This window comes from Psychromonas sp. SA13A (assembly GCF_011378715.1).
GTDB lineage: Bacteria > Pseudomonadota > Gammaproteobacteria > Enterobacterales > Psychromonadaceae > Psychromonas.
The window spans coordinates 1-20,972 of record NZ_WTKU01000035.1 but is presented as its reverse complement, the minus strand read 5'-3'; the positions used below and the strand labels follow the sequence as shown (position 1 = coordinate 20,972).

The 20,972-nt window shown below is 36.7% G+C and carries 16 protein-coding genes; 8 read left to right on the top strand and 8 right to left on the bottom strand.

Annotated elements, in window-relative coordinates; all coding sequences use genetic code 11:
• Positions 1 to 18: 18 nt before the first annotated feature.
• Complete coding sequence (locus GQR44_RS19040) at positions 19 to 894, bottom strand: LysR family transcriptional regulator (protein ID WP_166373258.1); 876 nt, start codon at positions 892 to 894, stop codon at positions 19 to 21.
• 243 nt (positions 895 to 1,137) lie between these two features.
• Between GQR44_RS19040 and GQR44_RS19035 the strand changes: the two genes are divergently transcribed.
• Positions 1,138 to 2,178, top strand: coding sequence for an MATE family efflux transporter (locus GQR44_RS19035; RefSeq protein ID WP_346774378.1), 1,041 nt, complete (start codon positions 1,138 to 1,140; stop codon positions 2,176 to 2,178).
• 24 nt (positions 2,179 to 2,202) lie between these two features.
• Positions 2,203 to 2,553, top strand: coding sequence for a hypothetical protein (locus GQR44_RS20085; RefSeq protein ID WP_346774377.1), 351 nt, complete (start codon positions 2,203 to 2,205; stop codon positions 2,551 to 2,553).
• A 62-nt stretch (positions 2,554 to 2,615) separates the two neighbouring features.
• On the opposite strand, the gene mdoH is transcribed toward GQR44_RS20085, so the two are convergent.
• Both mdoH and GQR44_RS19025 read right to left on the bottom strand, forming a co-directional pair.
• A complete protein-coding gene (gene mdoH / locus GQR44_RS19030; protein ID WP_166373256.1) occupies positions 2,616 to 4,778 on the bottom strand; it encodes a glucans biosynthesis glucosyltransferase MdoH in 2,163 nt (720 codons plus the stop codon).
• Positions 4,766 to 6,364, bottom strand: a complete 1,599-nt coding sequence (locus tag GQR44_RS19025; protein WP_166373254.1) for a glucan biosynthesis protein G — start codon at positions 6,362 to 6,364, stop codon at positions 4,766 to 4,768. Before GQR44_RS19025 ends, mdoH begins: the two co-directional genes overlap by 13 nt.
• Positions 6,365 to 7,153: 789 nt before the next feature.
• On the opposite strand from GQR44_RS19025, the gene GQR44_RS19020 reads away from it, so the two are divergent.
• Positions 7,154 to 7,960 (top strand): Cof-type HAD-IIB family hydrolase, encoded by an 807-nt coding sequence (locus GQR44_RS19020; RefSeq protein ID WP_166373252.1) that lies wholly within the window; start codon positions 7,154 to 7,156, stop codon positions 7,958 to 7,960.
• 233 nt (positions 7,961 to 8,193) lie between these two features.
• Here GQR44_RS19020 and GQR44_RS19015 read toward each other — a convergent pair whose 3' ends face one another.
• Positions 8,194 to 9,831, bottom strand: a complete 1,638-nt coding sequence (locus tag GQR44_RS19015) for a cation:proton antiporter (protein WP_166373250.1) — start codon at positions 9,829 to 9,831, stop codon at positions 8,194 to 8,196.
• Positions 9,832 to 10,222: 391 nt separating this feature from the next.
• Between GQR44_RS19015 and nhaD the strand changes: the two genes are divergently transcribed.
• From nhaD to araC, 3 genes are all read left to right on the top strand, one after another.
• Positions 10,223 to 11,587, top strand: coding sequence for a sodium:proton antiporter NhaD (gene nhaD, locus GQR44_RS19010; RefSeq protein WP_166373248.1), 1,365 nt, complete (start codon positions 10,223 to 10,225; stop codon positions 11,585 to 11,587).
• 377 nt (positions 11,588 to 11,964) lie between these two features.
• Positions 11,965 to 12,705 carry a metal-dependent hydrolase gene (locus tag GQR44_RS19005; RefSeq protein ID WP_166373246.1) on the top strand — a complete coding sequence of 247 codons (741 nt, stop codon included), beginning with the start codon at positions 11,965 to 11,967 and terminating at the stop codon, positions 12,703 to 12,705.
• Positions 12,706 to 12,863: 158 nt separating this feature from the next.
• On the top strand, positions 12,864 to 13,700 hold the full coding sequence (araC, locus tag GQR44_RS19000) for an arabinose operon transcriptional regulator AraC (RefSeq protein ID WP_166373244.1): 837 nt from the start codon (positions 12,864 to 12,866) through the stop codon (positions 13,698 to 13,700).
• A gap of 119 nt (positions 13,701 to 13,819) precedes the next feature.
• Here the strand turns inward: araC and GQR44_RS18995 are convergent, their stop codons facing one another.
• The 3 genes from GQR44_RS18995 to GQR44_RS18985 are packed head-to-tail and all read right to left on the bottom strand — an operon-like array spanning position 13,820 to position 16,772.
• Positions 13,820 to 15,337, bottom strand: coding sequence for a tripartite tricarboxylate transporter permease (locus GQR44_RS18995; protein WP_166373242.1), 1,518 nt, complete (start codon positions 15,335 to 15,337; stop codon positions 13,820 to 13,822).
• A gap of 9 nt (positions 15,338 to 15,346) precedes the next feature.
• Complete coding sequence (locus GQR44_RS18990) at positions 15,347 to 15,799, bottom strand: tripartite tricarboxylate transporter TctB family protein (RefSeq protein WP_166373240.1); 453 nt, start codon at positions 15,797 to 15,799, stop codon at positions 15,347 to 15,349.
• A gap of 16 nt (positions 15,800 to 15,815) precedes the next feature.
• Complete coding sequence (locus GQR44_RS18985) at positions 15,816 to 16,772, bottom strand: tripartite tricarboxylate transporter substrate-binding protein (protein WP_166373238.1); 957 nt, start codon at positions 16,770 to 16,772, stop codon at positions 15,816 to 15,818.
• 316 nt (positions 16,773 to 17,088) lie between these two features.
• Here GQR44_RS18985 and GQR44_RS18980 point away from each other — a divergent pair, with 316 nt between their 5' ends.
• Complete coding sequence (locus tag GQR44_RS18980) at positions 17,089 to 18,414, top strand: sulfatase-like hydrolase/transferase (protein WP_166373236.1); 1,326 nt, start codon at positions 17,089 to 17,091, stop codon at positions 18,412 to 18,414.
• Positions 18,415 to 18,719: 305 nt separating this feature from the next.
• Here the strand turns inward: GQR44_RS18980 and GQR44_RS18975 are convergent, their stop codons facing one another.
• Entirely contained in the window at positions 18,720 to 19,118 is a 399-nt protein-coding gene (locus GQR44_RS18975) for a (deoxy)nucleoside triphosphate pyrophosphohydrolase (RefSeq protein ID WP_205963129.1), read from the bottom strand.
• A 1,650-nt stretch (positions 19,119 to 20,768) separates the two neighbouring features.
• Between GQR44_RS18975 and GQR44_RS18970 the strand changes: the two genes are divergently transcribed.
• Positions 20,769 to 20,972, top strand: a 204-nt coding sequence (locus GQR44_RS18970) for a DUF3316 domain-containing protein (RefSeq protein WP_166373234.1), incomplete at its 3' end; no start/stop codon positions are given.

The window sequence follows — 20,972 nt, the reverse complement described above, 5'->3', positions numbered from 1 at the left end:
TTGTGTTTAGTCAGCGATTTATTTAAATAGTTTTTTAATTGCTGTGATCATCCAACTCATGATTGGGCCTTTGCCTTTATCAAGCCGCTTGACGATCCCCATTTCTACAATTAATGAATCGGGAATATGTTGCGATGATAATTTAACTAACTTATCCGTATTCCACTGATCGTTAACTATATGTTCAGGCACCAATGCCCAACCAATACCATTCCCGACTAAACCACTAATATGATAATAACTATCCACATACCAATGCTGCACTGAAATTGACTTTTCAGGTTTCCCTCCGAGACGATTACGGATCACCAATTGTCGGTATTGATTTAATTGCGCATGAGTAGGTACGGGTACCTTCGCTAAAGGATGGTCAACAGACACTACCAAAGCGTGTTTGAATTGGCTAATAATCTCTAACTCCAAATCATAACTCAGCGCTTTTAAATGGAATAAAATACCAAAGTCTGCGGTTTTATCTTCAATCCATTTAGCGATATCATCTTGAGAGCCATTGATAATAGTTAACTTTAACAACGGGAATCGTTGACTCACCTCACCAAAAAAGGAGTCAAGACTAAGAATAGGAACGGCTTCATCAATGGCTATTGTTAATGCTAACTCTTCACCATCACTAGCAGTTAAAGCCCGAGATTGTAATCGTTGGCATTGAGATAAAACGGCTTGCGCCTCAATGTACATCTCCTCTCCTAATGGCGTTAATACTGGTAAACGCGCATCACGATTAAATAACTCAAACCCAAGGTCTGCTTCTAAGTTTGCAATAGCCGTACTCACACGTGACTGTGCTTTTCCGAGTTTACGCGCCGCAGCAGAAAATGAGCCTTGCTGCACTGAAAGCACAAATGCATCGAGCTGATCTAAGGTCCAATTCATATTTACCTTTCAATATTTAAGTATTCAAGAAACCAAGTATTCAAGAAACAATGTATCCGATTAACGGATAGATATTAACTTTCACCAATCTAATTAACAAGCATAATAACGCCACTAAAAACGTTCACATATTTCAAATAACGTACCTAGACAAAAAGTAGCTTGCGGATAACAACTTTTTATCCAAGTGCAGCCCAATCGTTTTCAAATAAAGATATTAGCCAGATAAAAATAGAGAATAAAATGCAAAACCAAAGTATCGATTTTCCACAATCAGTGCCACCGCTCAGCTGTGAAAATAAACACTTAAGCTCAACAAGGTCAATCACAACTGATAAATCAATCAGTAAAGTTTTTTGGCGCTATGCGATCCCCTCCGTTGCTGCGATGGTGGTGAATGGTTTATATCAAGTGATAGATGGTATTTTTGTTGGTCATTATGTTGGTTTTGAAGGTTTAGCTGGTATTAATATGACGATGCCAATAATGGGCGTCATTATTGGTTTAGGGTTAATGATTGGTATGGGTGGCGGAAGCTTGATCTCCATTTATCGTGGTCAAGGTGCTGCGCATAAAGCTAATGCGATATTGATTAATAGCCTCTATTTGATCGTGCTTTTTGCAGGATTATCGACGCTATTAATAAACAATTTTGGTGGCGTATTACTAAACCTACAGGGTGCGGCAGGCAATACATTGTCACACAGTATGAATTACCTCAGTATATTTTCTTGGGGTGCTGGTTTCGCCATCTCTGCTGCCGTTATTCCGATGCTTATTCGTAATGACAATAGCCCAAACTTTGCGACGGGTTTAATGGTTTTTGGCGCACTGGTTAATATTGTGCTGGATTACCTTTTAATTGGCGTTTATTCCTTGGGATTACAGGGAGCAGCCATTGCAACTGTCATTGCAGAATGCTTAGTTTTTAGTGTCGGGATGATTTATTTTTTCTCATCTAAGGCTCAGACTAAGCTAACTCTGAAAGGATTGAATTTCAAAAGTAGCGTAGCCATTAAAATCATTAAACTAGGTGCATCAAGCCTATTTATGTTCCTTTATTTTGGTTTAGTGATTGCATTACATAATAAATTATTGATGGTTTATGGTTCGCCGGTTAGTGTCGCTGCATTTGCTATTATTGGTTACATTGCCACATTATATTATGTAACCGCAGAGGGAATTGCTAACGGCATGCAACCACCCGTCAGCTTTTATTTCGGAGCTAAACAAGCAGAAAAGATCCAAGCCACCGTCATATTGGCGCTAAAAATAGTAGTCTAACCGGGTATTGCGATAGTGGTTATATTGAATTTTTTTCCTGACTTTTTTATTGGCTTATTCAGTCAAGCAGATATTGAATTAGCAATTGAAACGCAACAAGGTTTACGTTTGCACCTTTTTGCGCTGTGCTTAGATGGCTTTTTGTTTATTGCTACCGTTTATTTTATGTCGGTCAATCAAGGTGCCAAAGCATTATCAATTTCAATAGGTAACATTGTGCTGCAATTACCTTTTTTATATTTATTACCGCAATGGTTAGGGATCGATGGTGTTTGGTTATCACTGCCCCTTTCTAATGTGTTGTTAACTTTGATTGTTGTTCCAATGTTATGGCGAGATTTGCAAAAAATGAGTAAACCTACTTTACAAAACTAAAGGGCATAAACCTAAAGCCTGTTATGCCCTTTACTTATTACAGAAGCTTTACCTATCCCCTATCACTCTGCAGATAAACGTGATAACGCCTTGAATAGCTCGGGCGTTGCAAGTACAAGTGCTTGTTCTTGTTTAGTTAAATAACTAACCGCTTCACTAATTGTTGTCGCTTCATTTATCTTCATGGTTGCCGTGGCTTCAATAGAACTAACTTGTCCAAGAGGGCGCGGCGGAACAGGATCAATAAACGCTAAATGGAGTGCGTGCCAATGTTGATCACTGACTAATTCCACTAAATCAGGGCAAACCTTGATAGATTCCTCATAAATAAGTGAAATATCATCCATCGATTGACGAATCGCCGGCCTTTCAGTTTCATCTGGCGTACGTAGTAAGTGCAGTTTTTTTAGCAATGCGCCTAACCTCCAAGATCCCGTCAACATAGATAAAGGTACTGACAGTAACATGCCAGCAATCGCAGGTGACAACCACGCTAATAATGCTAAAGAATTGAAATAAGCTGCTACGGTTAAAAATACACCAAACGTCATATGCCAACGATGTCGGTATATTAAGTATTTAATAGGCAAGCTACCATCGCCACGACGTTGCGGGTTCCAGCCTGAATCTTGTCCAATTAAAATCGACATAACCGCACCACTATGAATCAACATCATAATGGGTGCGATCAATGCTGACATGATCACTTCAAGGATAAAACTAAACGTTAATACAATAAAACCACCAGCACGCTTCCTTGATTTTGCATCGACAAGGTATGAAATAAAGCCCAGCGTTTTAGGCGTAAATAAAATAACCATGGTAAAAATAAATAAACTCAATGCACGCGCAGCATCCATTGTTGGCCAAGATGGAAAGAATGAAAATTCATTTGCAAAATATTCTGGTCGAATATATTCAGCTTGTAAAGAAAGCCCTAACCCCACCATGATCAGCAACAGCCATAATGGTGAAGCTAAATAAGACATCACTCCCGTCAATAGATGCATGCGACTCACCCAATGCAGACCTTTTGCAGTAATAACACGACTATGCTGAAGATTACCCTGGCACCATCGACGGTCTCGAATAGCAAGATCAGTCATAGATGGAGGACACTCTTCATAGGAACCACCGAGATCCGACGCAATAATCACGCTCCAACCAGCACGTCGAATTAAGGCCGCTTCCACAAAATCATGGCTAAGAATATGTCCACCAAAAGGAGGAGGTCCTTTAAGGTCTGGCAACCCCGCAGCAGACATAAACGCTTCGCGACGAATAATTGCATTATGCCCCCAAAAATTACCTTCTTTATCCGTCCACCAAGCAAGGCCAGTACCGACCACGGGACCATACACACAGGTTGCAAACTGCTGTAATCTCGCCATTAACGTGGTGCCATTAATTAACTGAGGAATAGTTTGAATTAAGCCGGTATCAGGATCTGCTTCCATACGACGCGCCAACTCTACTATGGTATCGGCTTCCATTAAGCTATCGGCATCTAAAACTAATAAATGCGCATAATTACTGCCCCATCGACGACAAAAATCACCGACATTCCCCGCTTTTCTTGCGCTATTTTTAGGGCGGCGGCGATAATAAACATTAACCGTTTTACCAATACGCTGACGCAGTAAATGAAATCCAGCTTCTTCAGCTAAAATAATATCTGGGTCAGTAGTATCACTAATAACAAACCAATCAAAGGCGTTGCCCTCTCCAAGGTTACCGATAGCAGTTGCCATGACTTCAATAGAAGCAAATATTTGATCAGGTGCTTCGTTATAAGTAGGCATTAACACTGCTGTTCGACTCATCAACTTAGTACTTAAACGCTCAGGAACCGTTCGCCTGTGAGCAAGCACTAAAAAGAACCCCACTATCGAACCACTAAACGCAACGGTGATCCAACTAAACGTTAAACCAAATAACAACAGGAATAAATACTGAACAAAGGTCGCCTGTTCAATTGTCAATACCGAGCGCATTTCATTAATGCCCCATACAGATAACAATAAAGCAGAACCTAATACTAACCAGCGTCGCCATGCATGGGAACGGCAACCATTTTCATTAATTGGCGAGTGTTTATGTTTAACATTAAAAGATCCTAAAGATTGAGCAGCCATATCACCGATATTTTCATCGGGCATACCCTGCTTAATAGTAAATACACTAGGTTGAGGTTCGGCGACTTTTGCAGATCTTAATTTGTCCATTGATACATCCACGTTTCGGCTTTACGACCATCGGAAAACTGTAAGTCTAAGCGCAGCTCAATCAAATCAACATCCAAAGGATCTAATTCAAAAGTAACGCGGTAGCCATTATTATGTGGATTGTCAGTTACGACGATATTATGAACCTCACCAGCAGAATTTTTTATAGCTGCTTTAGGCGTTTGTTGATTGTCATTACTAGCGGGATTAGGGAACGTATAATCAATAACAAATAAGCGTTTTGGTGTTGGTCCATTAATGCCTGCACGGCCACTTTTTGTAGATTCGACGATCGCTTCGCCTTGTTCAACGGTGGGCTTTTTACCCCAGAATAATCGATACGAAAATTGATACTCAGAACCAGCAGGAATAACGTCACTAGGAGACCAATAAGCCACAATATTGTCATTGATTTCAGACTCGGTTGGAATTTCTACCAACACAACCGCCCCCTTCCCCCAATTACCCACAGGCTCTACCCATAAACTTGGACGACGCTCGTAATGTGCTTCTAAATCTTGAAAATTATTAAAATCACGGTCACGCTGAACTAAACCAAAACCTAAGGGCGCATTATCTGCAAAAGCACTAATTTGTAGGTTGGTAGGGTTTCGTAACGGACGCCATAGACGTTCACCACGGCCATTAAGAATTAATAATCCATCGGAATCATGAACACGTGGACGAAAATCATCGACGTTTTCTCGACCATAAGAAGAGAACATAAACATGCTTGTTTCAGCGGCTAAACCTACTTTATCTAAATCAACTCGCGGAAAAAGTGTTGCTTCAATGTCCATCACAGTATTGTCACCTGGGCGAATGGAAAATCGGTAGGCACCTGTTGTACTCGGACTATCTAACAGCGCATAGACAACAATTGACGTACACTCAATTGAAGGTTTTTCAATCCAAAAGGCACGAAAACTAGGAAACTCCTCACCTTCAGGGTCCGCAGTTTTTAACGCCAAACCACGAGATGATAATCCATAGGCTTGGCCCTTGCCTAAAGATCGAAAATAACTGCCCCCCTGAAAAACTGCCAATTCATCAAAGTAGTCAGCATTATTCAACGGATTATGAAGACGCAACCCGGCAAACCCAATATCACCCGTTGGTAATGGCTTCTGCATCACCTCCCCCGTCGTAAACAGACTAGGGTCATAACGTAAGTGTGTTGATTTTCCGTCATCTACAATCGCTATTTCAACGGTTTCTTTAAAGTAAAAACCACGATGAAAAAGTTGCATTTGAAATGGCAGCTCACTATTAGCCCAAATAGAAGAGGCAGGATTGAAGCGAATATCTCTATATTCGTCGTAATTCAACTCTTGCAAACTGGCAGGTAGAGTAAGGTCAGGTTCTTGGTAAGGTACTTCAGCTAATTTACGCGCAATCCCTGCAACAGTATTACGGTCAAATTTACCGTTAAGCGTATAAAGTGGTTTAGCTGAATCCATCTCTTTTGATGGTTCTGTTTGCGCAGCTAAGGAAACCATTGAAAACGATAAACTGGGTAACAAAACACTTATTACACTTAGGTTTTTCCAAAAATTAAAACGTAAAGACTTATATAATAATGACATATATTTAAACTCTTAAGTTATGGGTAAAAGCACTGTCTGTTCTGATTTAACAGGTACTCTAGTTAAGTCGAAAGGTCGCTAATTAGCGATGGCTGAAAAGACAACCAGCTAAGTAGGTAAAATCTTATTAAATTTTAAAATGCAACATGAAAGCCTATGATTTTATTTGATTTATTTTTCAAATTTCTTATCCGGATTTATGTTTAAAGGTAATAAATAAATGCTAATACAGTAAAAGTTAAGCTAACTTCTATTGATTAAAAAACTACCTATTAAGTGGATGTGTAATCAACAAATTCACAAGGGTTAAGTTGATAAAACAATGACTTTCATAACTATCGACTACGAAAGAAACTATAAGTTCTAAAATAATCATCAAATACAGTCCGCAAAAATAAACATCACTATCAGCCGTTGTTAAGCTTCAATGTATTGGCTTGTTTGTAATACCCTTCCTGCCATCAATAAATCCAAGCAATTAAACTAAGTAGTTAAATTAAGTAGTTAAACCATGTAATTAAACAGGTGGGAAAATAGAAGCCTCTAAACCCTAGTACGGTCATTTTATTGAAGTATCACAATCAATTTTATTTACGAAATAAGCTATCAGTTATGATAAAAATCACCATAACGATTGACTTAATAATTACTTTCAAAATTACCTTAAAAAGGCAGAAATAAAGAATTTCAGGATCAAAGAGGTAGAAGAGCAGATGACATTTGTAAGTTGCATTTTTCGGTAATAAGGTTGAGTATATTAATCACTTACCAATCAAATAGAGAATGTATATGTATCAAATTGTTGCATCAGATCTCGATGGCACTTTATTGACATCGGAACACCAAATTACCACTTATACCAAACAGATCCTCACGCAATTACATCAACAGGGAAAATCCTTTATATTTGCTACCGGCCGCCATCATGTAGATGTTGCAGCCATGCGTAAGCAAGTGGGTATTCCGGCTTTTATGATCACCTCTAACGGCGCGCGTGTTCATGACAGTGAAAATACCCTCATTTTTCAACAAAACATTGCAGCAGATACAATACAAAGCATCATGAAAATATTGGCGGCGGATAAAGCACTTCAAGCTAACTTATATCAAAATGATGATTGGTTAGTGAGCAGAGAAGATTTTTACGATACTAGTAACGAAGCGCATTTTTCTTATAAAGTATTTGATATCAACAACCCACCTGTAGAAGGTGTTGCAAAGATCTTCATCAAGCACGAACAAAAAGACCACGACAAACTAGCCTTATTGGAAACTCAACTAAATGCTAAGTTTGCGGATAAAGTGCATATCACCTTCTCTTCTCCAAACTGTCTGGAAATTATGGATAAAGGAGTTTCTAAAGGCCATGCATTGCAAGCGATTGCTAAAATGAAAGGCTATGAATTAAAGGACTGTATTGCGTTTGGTGATGGCATGAATGATTTTGAAATGCTATCGATGGCAGGCAAAGGTTTAATTATGGAAACTGCACACCATAAAGTTAAAGAAGCGTTACCAAACCTAGAAGTGATTGGTCGAAGTGATGATGAAGCGGTCGCAAATTATCTTGCAAAGAATTTGTTAATACAGCAATAAGCAGTTATACAGAATTATTTACAGGGTCTTACAGCCCCCAGTAAATAACCTTTCTCAGTCACTGAGCAGAACAAAAACAAGTTTACGGCAAATGGAATTGCAGCAAACTTGCTTGTAAATAGATTTTTTAACTAGACCTTCTAGCAAGGGCTTCTAACCACACCCAGTAGTTAAAACTTCTGACAATCCCTTATAAAGTCATTTAACAATGTTATAAGAATGGTCAACTAGCCTTATTGTGCAGTTGCAGTCATTGACGATCGGAGTTCTTTAATCTGTTGACTTTGTTTTACTAACAGCATCGCCGTTTCGTGTTGTGCATGCACAAATGAGCTAATAGCAAGATCCGATAACTCTTCTTTATCATCTAATGAGTTAATCTTCACAATCAGATTTGCTTGCGGGTGATATTCCAATACGGATTCGCAAATAATTTTGATATTTCTAATCGAGTTTACCGTCAAGATAACACTAGAAGACAGCTCGACTTTGAGCGATTCTAATACGGGTTGCTTGTCTAAATGACCAAAATACGCTTGATAACCTCTTTTTCTAGCTACTAAAACATGCTGTAAGTTATCGGAAATGATCAAGAAACTTTGGTTTTTAGCGTGTAACTCTTTAGCCACAATTCGCCCTAAGGTATCAAAACCACAAATAATCGTATGTTGCTCAATAGTAACCGGCGTAATTTTATCCGCCTCAAAAAACTCAGTGACAAACAAAGCTGACAGCTTGTAGATGTTATTGACCATAAATGGCGTGATAATCATCGACAATACAGTAACCAGAATAAGAAAACCGCCTAATTCTTGTGATAATAGGTTTTGGCTAGTGGCTAATGCAAAAATAGCAAAAGAGAATTCTCCGACCTGACAAAGCGCTAATGCCGACTTTATCGAGTCACTTTTGTTCGATTCTTGTCTTATCAAAAAATACACAACGGTGGCTTTAACCAACATTGCGGATACAAGAACACCTGCTACTAAATGTAAATGAGTTAAAAAATACATCACATCTATTTTGGTGCCAATAGAAAAGAAAAATGCGCCTAGTAGAAGATCTTTATAGGAAGCAATATCAGACTCCACTTTCACATGAAAGTGACTTTCTGCAATGATCATACCTGCAATAAAAGCACCTAAAGAGTAAGTGAATCCCATTTCATGAGCAAGTAACGAAGCACCTAATACAATGGTTAACACAGAACCGAGGAACATCTCTTCCATGCGAGCACGGCTTGAAAAGTGTAATAGCCATTCAATGATTTTTTTGCCTAAAGTAAACATAAATGCGATCACTAAACAGGCATAAACAGCTGTTTTTAACAAGACATCGCCAACTGACAACCCTTCTTTTGCTAGGAACCCAATCAACAACAATATAGGGATAACCGCTAAGTCCTGAAAGATTAAAATCGCCACCGACTTTTCACCATAAGGTGTGACAATGTCTTTGGATTTTTTAAGGTATGTCACCACAATGGCAGTGGATGACAAACTAAAGGCTAAAGCAATAATAATTGCTGAAGTGGTATCAAGTTTAACTAAGTAAAAAGCGATTAAAAAGGTGATCGCAGAGCTGGCGACCACTTGTACAAAACCATTCAAAAAAATAATTTTTCTCAACTTCTTTAGTTTAGAAAAAGACATCTCTAAACCAATGGTAAACATCAAAAAGACGATACCAAACTCACCAATCAACTCTAGTGATGAAAGATCAGCATGACCATTAAAATCAAAAATATTACTGATGATTGTGCCAGTGATGATGTAACCCACTATGTGTGAAATAGCGAATTTAGTTAGCACAATATTAATAATGCTAGCGATGGCTAAAGAGATAGCGATGATGATAAGAATCGAGTCCATGAAGGGCCTTAAGTGACAGTCCGAGTTCTCACAATATATAACGTAGATCACATTTTACAAACAATTTTTTAAGAATAAAAAAGCCCATCTCAATGATTTTTAAAAAATTGATAAAACAAGTCAGCTTTTATTAACAACTGTTTGTTAATGATGATTCAAAAAATATCCAGACCTAATTCTGTCAATATCAGCAAGCATAAGAACCTATACAAAAGAGTTATTTTCTAAATCATCATACAAATGAACAATAAATTGACCGAAGATAAGGTTTTGAACAAAAAAGCGATTAAACTTTTAAGCTTCAGATTAATAACGTAAAAAAACCTTTCTTAAAATTTGTCCAGATAATAATAAAAATTGATGAGTGCTTGCACTATTTAAAGGAGATAAAATGACAACGAAAATAGAAGGCGTAGAAGGTGTAGTTCATGCCGTTGATTTAGCGGTTAGACCATTTGGTTGGCTATTATTAACCATCTTCGTCGTAGGATATTACTTTATTGCAGCCGAAGAAAAGTATCATATCAACAAAGCAAAACCCGCACTGTTTACTGGTACATTCATGTTTATGTTACTCGGTGGATACTACGCAGTTAACGGGCTCGATTTCAGAGCATTTGATACTGAAATTGCACACTTAATATTAGAAATTGCAGAGATTTTCTTTTTCTTATTTGTAGCAATGACCTTCATCGAAGCGCTGATTGAAAGAAATGTATTTGATGCATTAAAAGAAAAACTGCTTAAATCTGGTTTTAGCTATCAGAAACTGTTCTGGGTAACCGGCTTTTTAGCCTTCTTTATCTCACCAGTAGCCGATAACTTAACAACTGCCCTTATTCTCTCCACCGTGTTAATTACCATAGAAAAAGATAACAAAGCCTTTCTTGTGCCAGCGGCTATCAATATCGTTGTTGCTGCTAATGCAGGCGGTGCATGGTCACCATTTGGTGATATTACAACCTTAATGGCATGGTCAGCAGGTAAAGGTTCATTCATTGACTTCTTATTCCTCTTTCCTGCATCTATTACTGGTTGGGCTGTTACCGCTTTCTTACTTTCTCGCTTTGTGCCTAAGGGTCGTCCTGCCAAAGTTGAAGGTGCAGAACCCATTAAAATTCACAAGGGTGGTAAAGTGATTGTTGGCCTTGGTATTTTCACTATTGCGTCAGCAGTATTAGGAAAGCAATTGATGCATTTACCTCCAATGTGGGGCATGTTATTTGGCCTTTCATTATTACAGCTTTATGCATACACACTAAAAAAATACCATAACAATGACATTCAAATTTATAAGTCTGTTTCAAAAGTTGAAAATGACACGCTACTTTTTTTCTTTGGTATTCTGGCCGCCGTTGGCGCACTTCACTTTGCAGGTTTCTTAAATCATGCTGCAAAACTTTATACTATGTTTGATCCTATGTACGTCAATGTTGGTGTCGGTTTCTTATCTGCCATTGTTGATAACGTACCTGTCATGTCAGCGGTATTAAAATCATCACCGGATATTCCGTTAGCACAATGGATGCTAGTAACATTAACGGCAGGTGTCGGCGGCAGTATGATCTCATTTGGCTCTGCAGCAGGTGTTGGTGTGATGGGTAAATTAAAAGGCGTTTATACTTTTAGTGCGCACATGAAATATTCTTGGACTATCCTCGTTGGATATTTTACTTCAGTGATTGTTTGGTACTTACAGTTTGAAGTACTTGGTTTGTATATAAAACCCGCTATACATGCTGCTTCAGGGCACTAGTTCGCTCTATAAATAAGTGATAAGCAAATAAGTACTTATTAAAATCCAATATGTCCTCTGCTGAGAACATGTTGGTTCATTCACAAAGCTATTTATTCGCCTATCCATTTACTCGCATTCCGATCTACTCACGGCTGAACTAGCGACTCAACTTTATCCCACACAGCCACCTAACCAATTAGCCTATTTGAGTTATCATCTCGATTTCGATTACAACTATAGCTGTAACTAAAGCTAAAACGATTGATCAAAGTATCTTCTTTATAGCTGTTAATAAATTGCAACCTATTAATATTCAGACATTTAAGATGATTTTCCATTCTTAAATGTAATGTGAGTTGCTAGAATGCCCTCAAACTATTCTAGAGAAGAAAATAATGGCTAATTTCAATACGCATTTTAATGTTGCAGCAATTAGTACCGGTCTCGGTGCAGCAGCGCTTTTATCCGCTGATCATATCAACCTTAATACAGCTCTTGGCCTTTGGTTTTTAGGCACAATAGGTGGGCTATTACCAGACATTGATTCTGACAACTCAACATCGTTGGATATTATTTTTAACTTGTTTGCATTCAGTGCCGTCTTAATCGTACTCAGGTACGTGAGCAGTGACATGATCAGCTTTGTTGAGTTTGAACAATTAAGTTTAATCGAACTTATTGCAATACCATTAGTGGTGTACGCAGTGATGCGCTACTTAGTCAGACCTATTTTTGAAAAAATAACCGTGCATAGAGGAAGTTGCCATTCACTGTCATTTGTTCTTTTAATTGCACTGTTTACAACGCAAATTATATGGCGGTTAGCGCCACTAACATCAGAACAATCAGTATTCATTGCTTGGTTGGCTGGCGGCTTTGTATTCCTAGGAGGAGTCATTCATCTAACATTAGACGAACTGTATAGCGTAGATTTAAGTAATGTCACTATTAAACGTTCTTTTGGATCGGCACTGAAACTGGCTGATTTTAAAAACAAAAGTTTAACGTTATTAAAGGTACTTTCGATTATAGCATTAGTCTATACAGCCCCTTCTCCCGACCAAACCATCAATGCATTAAGCGACTGGTCAAAGCTAAAATTAAGCCCTTATTCAGTGTTGGTAAATAATAAATAGTTTCAGCAACATGTTGACGCGTAAAGTAAATGAATTTTACATTCTAATTTTACTTTAATGTTAAATATCCCTTTAAAAGGTGCATATTTGAGAGTAATGAAATAACAAGGTGGGTTATAAAAGAGTATACTAACAATTGAGTAAAAGAAGGACTTAATGTGGAAACTGATCCATCAAAACCTGGCTATGAATTTGGAAGCGACTTAATGTCTGGCCGAACCTATAGCGAATTAGATAATGAAACTGACTTTTTAGTTAATAGACCTAATGGAATGAAAGGTTTCACCTTAAATATCACAACAAAAGGCAGTGGTGTTATCATTTGTGACGGCGAAACATTTGTTGTTAAAGAGAATGACATTCTATTAATTCCGCCCACCGTTCCTCATTATTATTCTCGTAATCCACTGTTTGAATCATGGGAAAGACGCTGGGTTTACTTCAGACCAAGAACACATTGGGAAAAATGGTTGTCATGGGACAAAATGATAGGTGATGTTTACACCTCACATATCCTTAACCAAAAAGACATCGACGTCATTAATAGCTGTTTTATTCGCATTGAAAAAAACATAAAAAGTGATTTACCATTAAGTACTGAATTGGCGTATGCAGGCTTAGAGAAATTAATTATTGTCTGTAAATCATTGCAACCAAGTATCTGCGGAGAACGTTACGATCAACGAGTATTAGAAGTGATCGATATTATGTCGCGTAACTTAGATAAAGACTTCAGTATTGAATATTTGGCAGAACAAGTAGGCTTGTCTGAATCTAGACTGATGAATCTATTCAAAACGCAAGTACATGTCAGTATTTTAAAATGGCGAGATGAACAGCGCATATCTTGCGCTAAAAACATGCTAGTTAATACTGGAGATTCTATCGCAGATATTTCAAAATTAGTCGGATACAATGACCCTCTATATTTTTCTAGGGTGTTTAAACGATTCGTAGGCTTAAGCCCTAATCAATTCAAAAAAGAAAACTGCTAACTAGATTAGCCGTTTTTGTTTTTTAATATCTTTCATTATCACTCTTCGATTCTCAAAATCACTAAACCAATACCTTTGCATCTTATACATGACTAATACCCCTGAATAATCATTAGGTTTTATGCTACTTGCTCCTCGGTTTTGTTTTGCAAACTTCTTTGACGAAAACGAGAATAAGCAAACCAAGCTAAAAGAGAAACAAAAATGGCGATTAACGCTAAAGAAGCAGGTCTAGACAAAACAAAGAACCAGTCTCCTTGTGCCATTGTTACCGTTCTTCTTAAATTCATTTCCGTTAGATTGCCTAATACTAAACCTAATAAAATAGGAATAGGCGAGAAATCAAGTTTGATGAGTATATAAGCAGCAACACCGAAAATAATAGCGACGAAAATATCATACATCGTATTGTTGATTGAAAAAGTCCCCGCAAAACAAAAAATAACAATTAAAGGTGTTAATAAAGAGAAATCAACTTTAGTGATTTTGGCAAAAAAAGGCATCAATAAACGCCCTTGTATTAACATAAATATATTAATTACAATCAAACCAATCATCACTGCATAAACTTCTACTCCGTGCTCCTGAAATAAATTAGGCCCTGGAGTAAGTCCATTAATCATAAGCGTGCCCAATAAAATAGCAACAGCAGCATCACCAGGAATCCCAAGTGTTAATAAAGGTATTAACGTCGCACCTGTAACTGCATTATTGGCTGACTCAGCAGCCGCAATCCCCTCTTCAGATCCTTTGCCAAAGGCCGCTTTATTTTTAGAGTTTCTTCTTGCGGTATCGTAACTTAAAAATGAAGCCATCGAAGCACCTGTACCCGGTATACAACCAATCACAGTACCAATAACAGATGAACGAATGAGTGTGATATAAGAACTAAAAAATTCTTTTAATGGTAATACATCATCTTTATTATCATCCGTTTTTATGGATGCATATTTAACCGTTTTACTGTACTTACTTGCATTGGAAATAGTTTCTGATATTGCAAATAAACCAATCAGTACAATCACTAAATTTAACCCACCGTAAAGATTAAAGTCATCAAAGGTAAACCTAAATACACCGCTAATACTATCCATACCAACGGTAGATAATAATAAACCTAAACAACCAGCAATAATGCCTTTGAGTAAATTACCACTACTCACACCAGATATAATAAGCAAACCAAAAACACATAAAATGAAATACTCTGGTGGTCCAAAATTAAGTGCTATTTGAGCCACTAATGGCGCTGCAAATAACAACACTAATGCACTAAATATTCCCCCGAAACCAGAAGCATATAGCGCCGTTAACAACGCTTTTTTAGGCTTGCCAGAACGAGCTAAAGGATAACCATCTAACATAGTGGCCGCTGCATGCGGTGTACCCGGTGTTTTTATCAATATCGCAGATATTGAACCACCATAACTTCCTGAACAATAAATTCCCAACAAAAACATAAATGAAGCAATAGCATCCATCGTATAAGTGAACGGCATAAACAGAACTAAACAGAGCATCACGGTTAAACCAGGAATAGAGCCAAACACTAATCCAAGTAACAACCCAAGATTGAGGTAAACAAAGCTAGACACTGTAAAAAAAGCTATAAAGCCTTCTATAAATAAATTATCCATATTTACTCCCTAAGGCAGCTGCACTAGTAATAAAAATTTAAAAACATAATAAACAACCGCACAACAAACCATTAAGAACATATAAAATTTAAAATTAGTAATACTAAAGAAGAGCAATGACAAAGCACTAAACATCATAGAAGCAAATAAAAATCCAATAAACGGAGTCACCGCAGCATAAGCTACAATCAAAACAATAAATAAAACTGCTCTTATTTCTTTTTTAAAATCAACATTAAATGTCGACATATTAATAGAACCATTTTTTCTTTGTAATCTGGCCTCGTTAACGAGCAGGAAAACACTACAGACCAACATCAAGGTGGCAATCCAACGAGGGAAAGATTGTGCATTTATCCCGACTTGACTACTCGCTTGTATCTGTTCAGGTATCACTAATAGAATAAATAAAGATATCCCCACAAATAAAAGGCCACCTAAGATATTGGACGTCATTTTCATCTCTGCTCTCCTTTAATTATTTTTTAGCCATTTTCCAAAAACGTTCCACTTTATCAATGGTTGTCATGACATGTTCATTCAATGCTTCACCATCAACAGGATCGATGTTCACACCTAAATTATCAGCAATAGTTTTAAACTCAGGATTGTTTAAAATATTTAAAAAATGCGCTCTGATACTTTTTATTAAAGCGGGATCGGTACCTTTACGAGTAAGCATCATCATACGATTAACGATCCAAGTATCGTAACCATATTCAGTCACAGGCGGTAAATCATAGATATCTGTTTTTAAAGGTTTTTGATCAAAAACGACCAATGCTTCTAATTTGTTAGCTTTAACATATTCTTTGGCTAATGAAGCATGAGTTACAGCGAGAACAACATCACCGGCAATAGTTGCATTCATAGCTTCATTTGCACCATTAAAGCCAACCGCTTCATAATCGATGCCCATTTCAGATAATAAAGCAGAAATAATCAGAAACTCAGTACCATTAAGGCCATTAACACCAAATAATACCTTTTTCTTAGCGCCGTAAGTTTTTAGATCTTCAAAGGATTTAATACCAGAATCAGGTGTAGCAACTAATACAAAAGACGAAGTATAGATATTCATGATAGGCATAAAGTCTTCCCATTTATAAGCAACTTTATTAGTTTTAGGGCTAATTGAAAAATTACCTTCACTGCCATAAATAATTTTAGTGGTATTCGGTCTCTCACGAAGATATTCAGTTAATGCCACAACCCCACCAGCACCTAATCGGTTAGTGGGAATAATAGGTTGCCCAAACTCATCAGCACCAAATTGAGCCATTGCTCTATTAACTTGGTCAGCTAATCCCCCTACGGCCCAAGGTACAACAGTTGTGATTGGTTTTTGTGGCCAATCATCAGCTTTAGCCTGAACTGAAAAGGCAAATAAACCTAACGAAATAAGTGTGGTTATCTTCTTAATACATTGCTTCATCGAGCACTCCTTAATATTATTATCCATATATAATCATTAAAGTGTAATAACAACTAACTAACTAATCTTAACTATAATTGTTAATAACTTACAATAAACTTGCTAACAAATTGCTAACAACTAGTTTTAAACTCTTCAAATATTAAGCTTTAATTCAAATATTAGTGCGATTAAGATCAAATTTATTTGATCTGTCGATATTAAAAAATATCAATCGAGAACTTGATCACATGAAATTGTTAGTAGTATTGTCCATATATTAAATATAGAGAATACTATCCCAAACTAAAGTCTAATTTAAATAAGGAGTGAAAAAATGACTAAAAATAAAAAAAATGTTTTAATCTTTTTTACAGATCAACAACGAGCAGATACATTAGGTGTACACGGTAACCCATTAAATCTCACTCCAAACATTGATTATGATGCAATGACAGGGACGCACTGTGAAAATGCATTTACGCCACAACCTGTATGCTTACCCGCACGAGCTGCTTTGCAAACCGGAAAGTACTCGTCTGAGATTAACTGCAACACAAATGATGATGTATTACCAACTACTGAACGAACGCTTGCTCATCACTTTAACGATGCCGGATACGAAACCGCCTATTTCGGAAAATGGCACCTTAATGCTTGTGATACAGCTCCATTTAAAGAACCCCAAGGTGGTTATAAAACATGGTGTGCGGCTAATATTCTTGAGTTTATTTCAGATGCTTATGAAACCGTACTATTTGATGAAACAGGAAAAGAAGTCAGATTGCCTGGCTATCGAGTCGATGCTACCATTGATTTAGCGATTAGGCACATTGATAAAAAGAAAGACCAACCATTCTTCATGATGGTTTCATTGCTCGAACCCCACATGCAAAATACAAGGGATGATTATCCTGCTCCAACAAACTATCAGTCACGTTATATTGATGCTTGGACACCACCTGATTTGAGAGCATTGGGCGGTACCTCTGCTCAACATTTACCTGGTTATTATGGAATGGTGAAGAGAATAGATGAAGCCTACGGAAGAGTCAAAGATGCACTCAGAAGCTTAGGTTTATTAGAAAATACTATTGTTTTATTTACCAGTGACCATGGTTGCCATTTCAAAACACGGAATACGGAATACAAACGCTCATGCCATGACTCCTCGTTAAAAATACCAATGGTCTGGTCTGGTGCACAATTCAGTCACGGCGGGCGTCTTCCCAACAACATAAGTTTAGTGGATGTTCCACCTACTTTATTAGACGCTTGTGGAATACCTGTACCTGATGATATGAGTGGCCAATCTATTCTTCCGCTTGTTAATAGAACTGACAATAATTTCAGAGAGCATATTTATGCTGAAATTAGTGAATCTCATGTAGGGCGTTGCGTTAGAACATCTCGCTGGAAATACAGTATTAGAAAACTCCCGAATAACGCCTTTATCGATGATTTTCTGTATGACATTAAAGCTGATCCATGGGAGTTGAATAATATTATAGGGTACAGAAGCCACCAGCAGGTTGTTAAAGTAATGAGAGATAGATTAGTCAAACAGATGTTAGCGATAGGACAAGAAAAACCCATTATAATAGATGCCGCAGAAGTAGATTCGAAACAATATGCGGTAACCGGTGCAGAAGCATTTTTATAAAAAATATGGCGTGGTAACGATTTGTTTTATTGTTCAAGGAGCATAAAATAAACTTAGCAAACTGCGCTGTAACATCTCTTGGATTCAAATAATAAATTAAAAATCCTTATATTAATATTACATAAAACAAAGCGGTTTATATGGATTAGTAATATATAATAATCGATAAACCAACGCTTCGCTCACTATAACTCGTTTACTTTTTAGCGTGGATATGTACTTCGGTAAAACTTTTAACCCTGCAGTTAAGATTGTTCAACAAAACCAGTTTGTAAGCTTTTACTTATATCATATTTTTAGAACTCTTATATCTGCTCTGTTTGTAACTTTTCAACTATTGGAATATCAGCGGCAGCCCAATCAAGCATGTGTAACTGATCGATTTTCAGCCACTTTTGATCTGTATGCTCAGTAAGGGTTATATCCTTGTTCTCAACAGGACAAATGAAAGAGTGCATGGTGATGAAGAAATCCGGATATTGATGATGAACGGTATTGAAAAATTGAGGGTCGATAATATCTAAATGAAGCTCTTCTTTAATTTCTCTAATGATTGCTGACTCTTTTGTTTCTCCAAGCTCTATTTTACCACCAGGAAATTCATATTTTTTAGATATATAGTCAAATTTGGCAGGCCCACGTTGAACACAAAGTGTTTCATCACCATATTGGATAATTGCAGCAACTACATTTAATTTTTTCAAAAAGATTCCTTAATAGATAATTTTTAAGATAAACGCTCTAGCCAGAGATGATGCTCAGAGGTTAAATCACTTAAACTCTAAGGTTCTTAATACAATATACTCCCTATAATTTTTACACTTTAATGCTTTTATTATTTTAATTTCAAGGAGTTGTTTTGTTCATCAGTGCTTTAGCATCAGTTATACCTTGGTTACATTCTTTTTCATACCCATGAGCTTCAATAATCTACAAATCGTATCCTTAATGTTAATAAGTTGAATTAAGCTCTGAACTAAAGCAGGTGGCAACACGTTGCTTAGAAGCTTGATTAATCAAAGTATCCCTATCAGTCATGCATTATTTGAATAAATATTGACTCGGGGGCAAATACACACTCTATTTGTGAACCTCGCATTACTTATAATTCTGTGTTTTTTCTTTCATTAACCAACATAAGGAATAAATATAAAAACAAAATCTTCCTTTATTACTTGAATCTAAGTTTTCACCTTTCACTTTTTCTTTTCTAAAAATCATCCCGCACTCTTTTTTTTACAAACCCGCCGTAAAATTTCGATTATTTTGAGTAAACTACCAATGGTGACCTATGGACACCATTAAATCATACTATCGCTATTAAAATGTATTCAACTTTATAAACTAAATTCTTAAAAAATTTTTAAACTCCGCAAATAAGTTTCATTTTTTAACTGTTATTTTAATAATTTGGATCTATTTATTAAGTACAAAAATGCTTATCTTAAGTAGTTTTAAGCAAAATGTATTTCGTTTTATTACGCTACCTTTTGTTTTTATAAGTAAATCACAACGAATTATTTAGTTTTTTTAAAGTAATTATAAATACAATAATAACGCTCAGAACTTTTATTCTCGTTAGTATTTTGTTTGTTTCTATTTGCTTTTTTATTTAAATTTTATTACCACGCAATGTGCTTATGAGCATTGCACTCATTGACTTGTCTGCTTGATAAAAAGAAGATATTTATCCGTTCATAGCTACTTATCTTCACTTTAAAAACAAGCTGACTATTATCCTTCCAATCATAAAAAACACATCTAACCACTGTTATTACTGGGTTTATTCATTAGCACCACAAAGTGAACCATTTGTTCACTCCATCCGTATCACAACCTTTACGATGCACAAATGAATTCAATTATTTGTCATTTCTTAACCTGCTATTAACCTCATGAAGACTATTATCTTCATCAACAACGACCGATAAGGGATAAAACATAACGGTTGTTGTAAAGGTGATAACAGATGAATAAACACACCGCTTACAAAATAATTTGCAATAAAGGAAATTTATTTCCCACTAGGTAGGTCTTTTGAAAGTGAGTGTGTATTAAAACAAGATGACGCAAAGGAGTTGGCTGATTCAAACCTTGTTAATGTGAGTGAGTAAGAAGTAACAACGCCCACGTCACAGGTAAATAAACAACAAGGTAAACGGTGAACAATCACCTAGCCTTTATCATTCTAAATTCGATTGGTGACAAAAAAGCCACAATGAATGGAAAAATAGAGTGATGACGGTCACATAAATGATAGGCATAATAGCTACATCGAGTGAGGAAACAGCGGTAACGCATTAAACACTCATTCAATACAACTATGTATAAACAAATTATTTAAGGTATTCAAAATGAAAAAATTAACAACTCTAGCAGCAACATTACTTATCAGCTCAAGCGTTTTTGCTGGTACTCAAGTCGTTCATTCTGACAAAAACTTCAGCACTGATGCATTCACAAATAAAGCAGCAGCTTACGAAGCCGGTTTTGATTACGTAAACCAACTTAAACAGTTACCTGAAAACAAATTACGTCATGAGTTGGTACTTATCTCT

Excerpts from the sequence above, each read along its gene's own strand:
- mdoH (WP_166373256.1), bottom strand. The coding sequence starts at position 4,778 with ATGGACAAATTAAGATCTGCAAAAGTCGCCGAACCTCAACCTAGTGTA.
- GQR44_RS18995 (WP_166373242.1), bottom strand. The coding sequence starts at position 15,337 with ATGGATAATTTATTTATAGAAGGCTTTATAGCTTTTTTTACAGTGTCT.
- GQR44_RS19020 (WP_166373252.1), top strand. The coding sequence starts at position 7,154 with ATGTATCAAATTGTTGCATCAGATCTCGATGGCACTTTATTGACATCG.
- GQR44_RS19025 (WP_166373254.1), bottom strand. The coding sequence starts at position 6,364 with ATGTCATTATTATATAAGTCTTTACGTTTTAATTTTTGGAAAAACCTA.
- GQR44_RS18980 (WP_166373236.1), top strand. The coding sequence starts at position 17,089 with ATGACTAAAAATAAAAAAAATGTTTTAATCTTTTTTACAGATCAACAA.
- GQR44_RS19040 (WP_166373258.1), bottom strand. The coding sequence starts at position 894 with ATGAATTGGACCTTAGATCAGCTCGATGCATTTGTGCTTTCAGTGCAG.
- GQR44_RS18985 (WP_166373238.1), bottom strand. The coding sequence starts at position 16,772 with ATGAAGCAATGTATTAAGAAGATAACCACACTTATTTCGTTAGGTTTA.
- GQR44_RS19035 (WP_346774378.1), top strand. The coding sequence starts at position 1,138 with ATGCAAAACCAAAGTATCGATTTTCCACAATCAGTGCCACCGCTCAGC.
- GQR44_RS19005 (WP_166373246.1), top strand. The coding sequence starts at position 11,965 with ATGGCTAATTTCAATACGCATTTTAATGTTGCAGCAATTAGTACCGGT.
- GQR44_RS18990 (WP_166373240.1), bottom strand. The coding sequence starts at position 15,799 with ATGAAAATGACGTCCAATATCTTAGGTGGCCTTTTATTTGTGGGGATA.
- nhaD (WP_166373248.1), top strand. The coding sequence starts at position 10,223 with ATGACAACGAAAATAGAAGGCGTAGAAGGTGTAGTTCATGCCGTTGAT.
- GQR44_RS19015 (WP_166373250.1), bottom strand. The coding sequence starts at position 9,831 with ATGGACTCGATTCTTATCATCATCGCTATCTCTTTAGCCATCGCTAGC.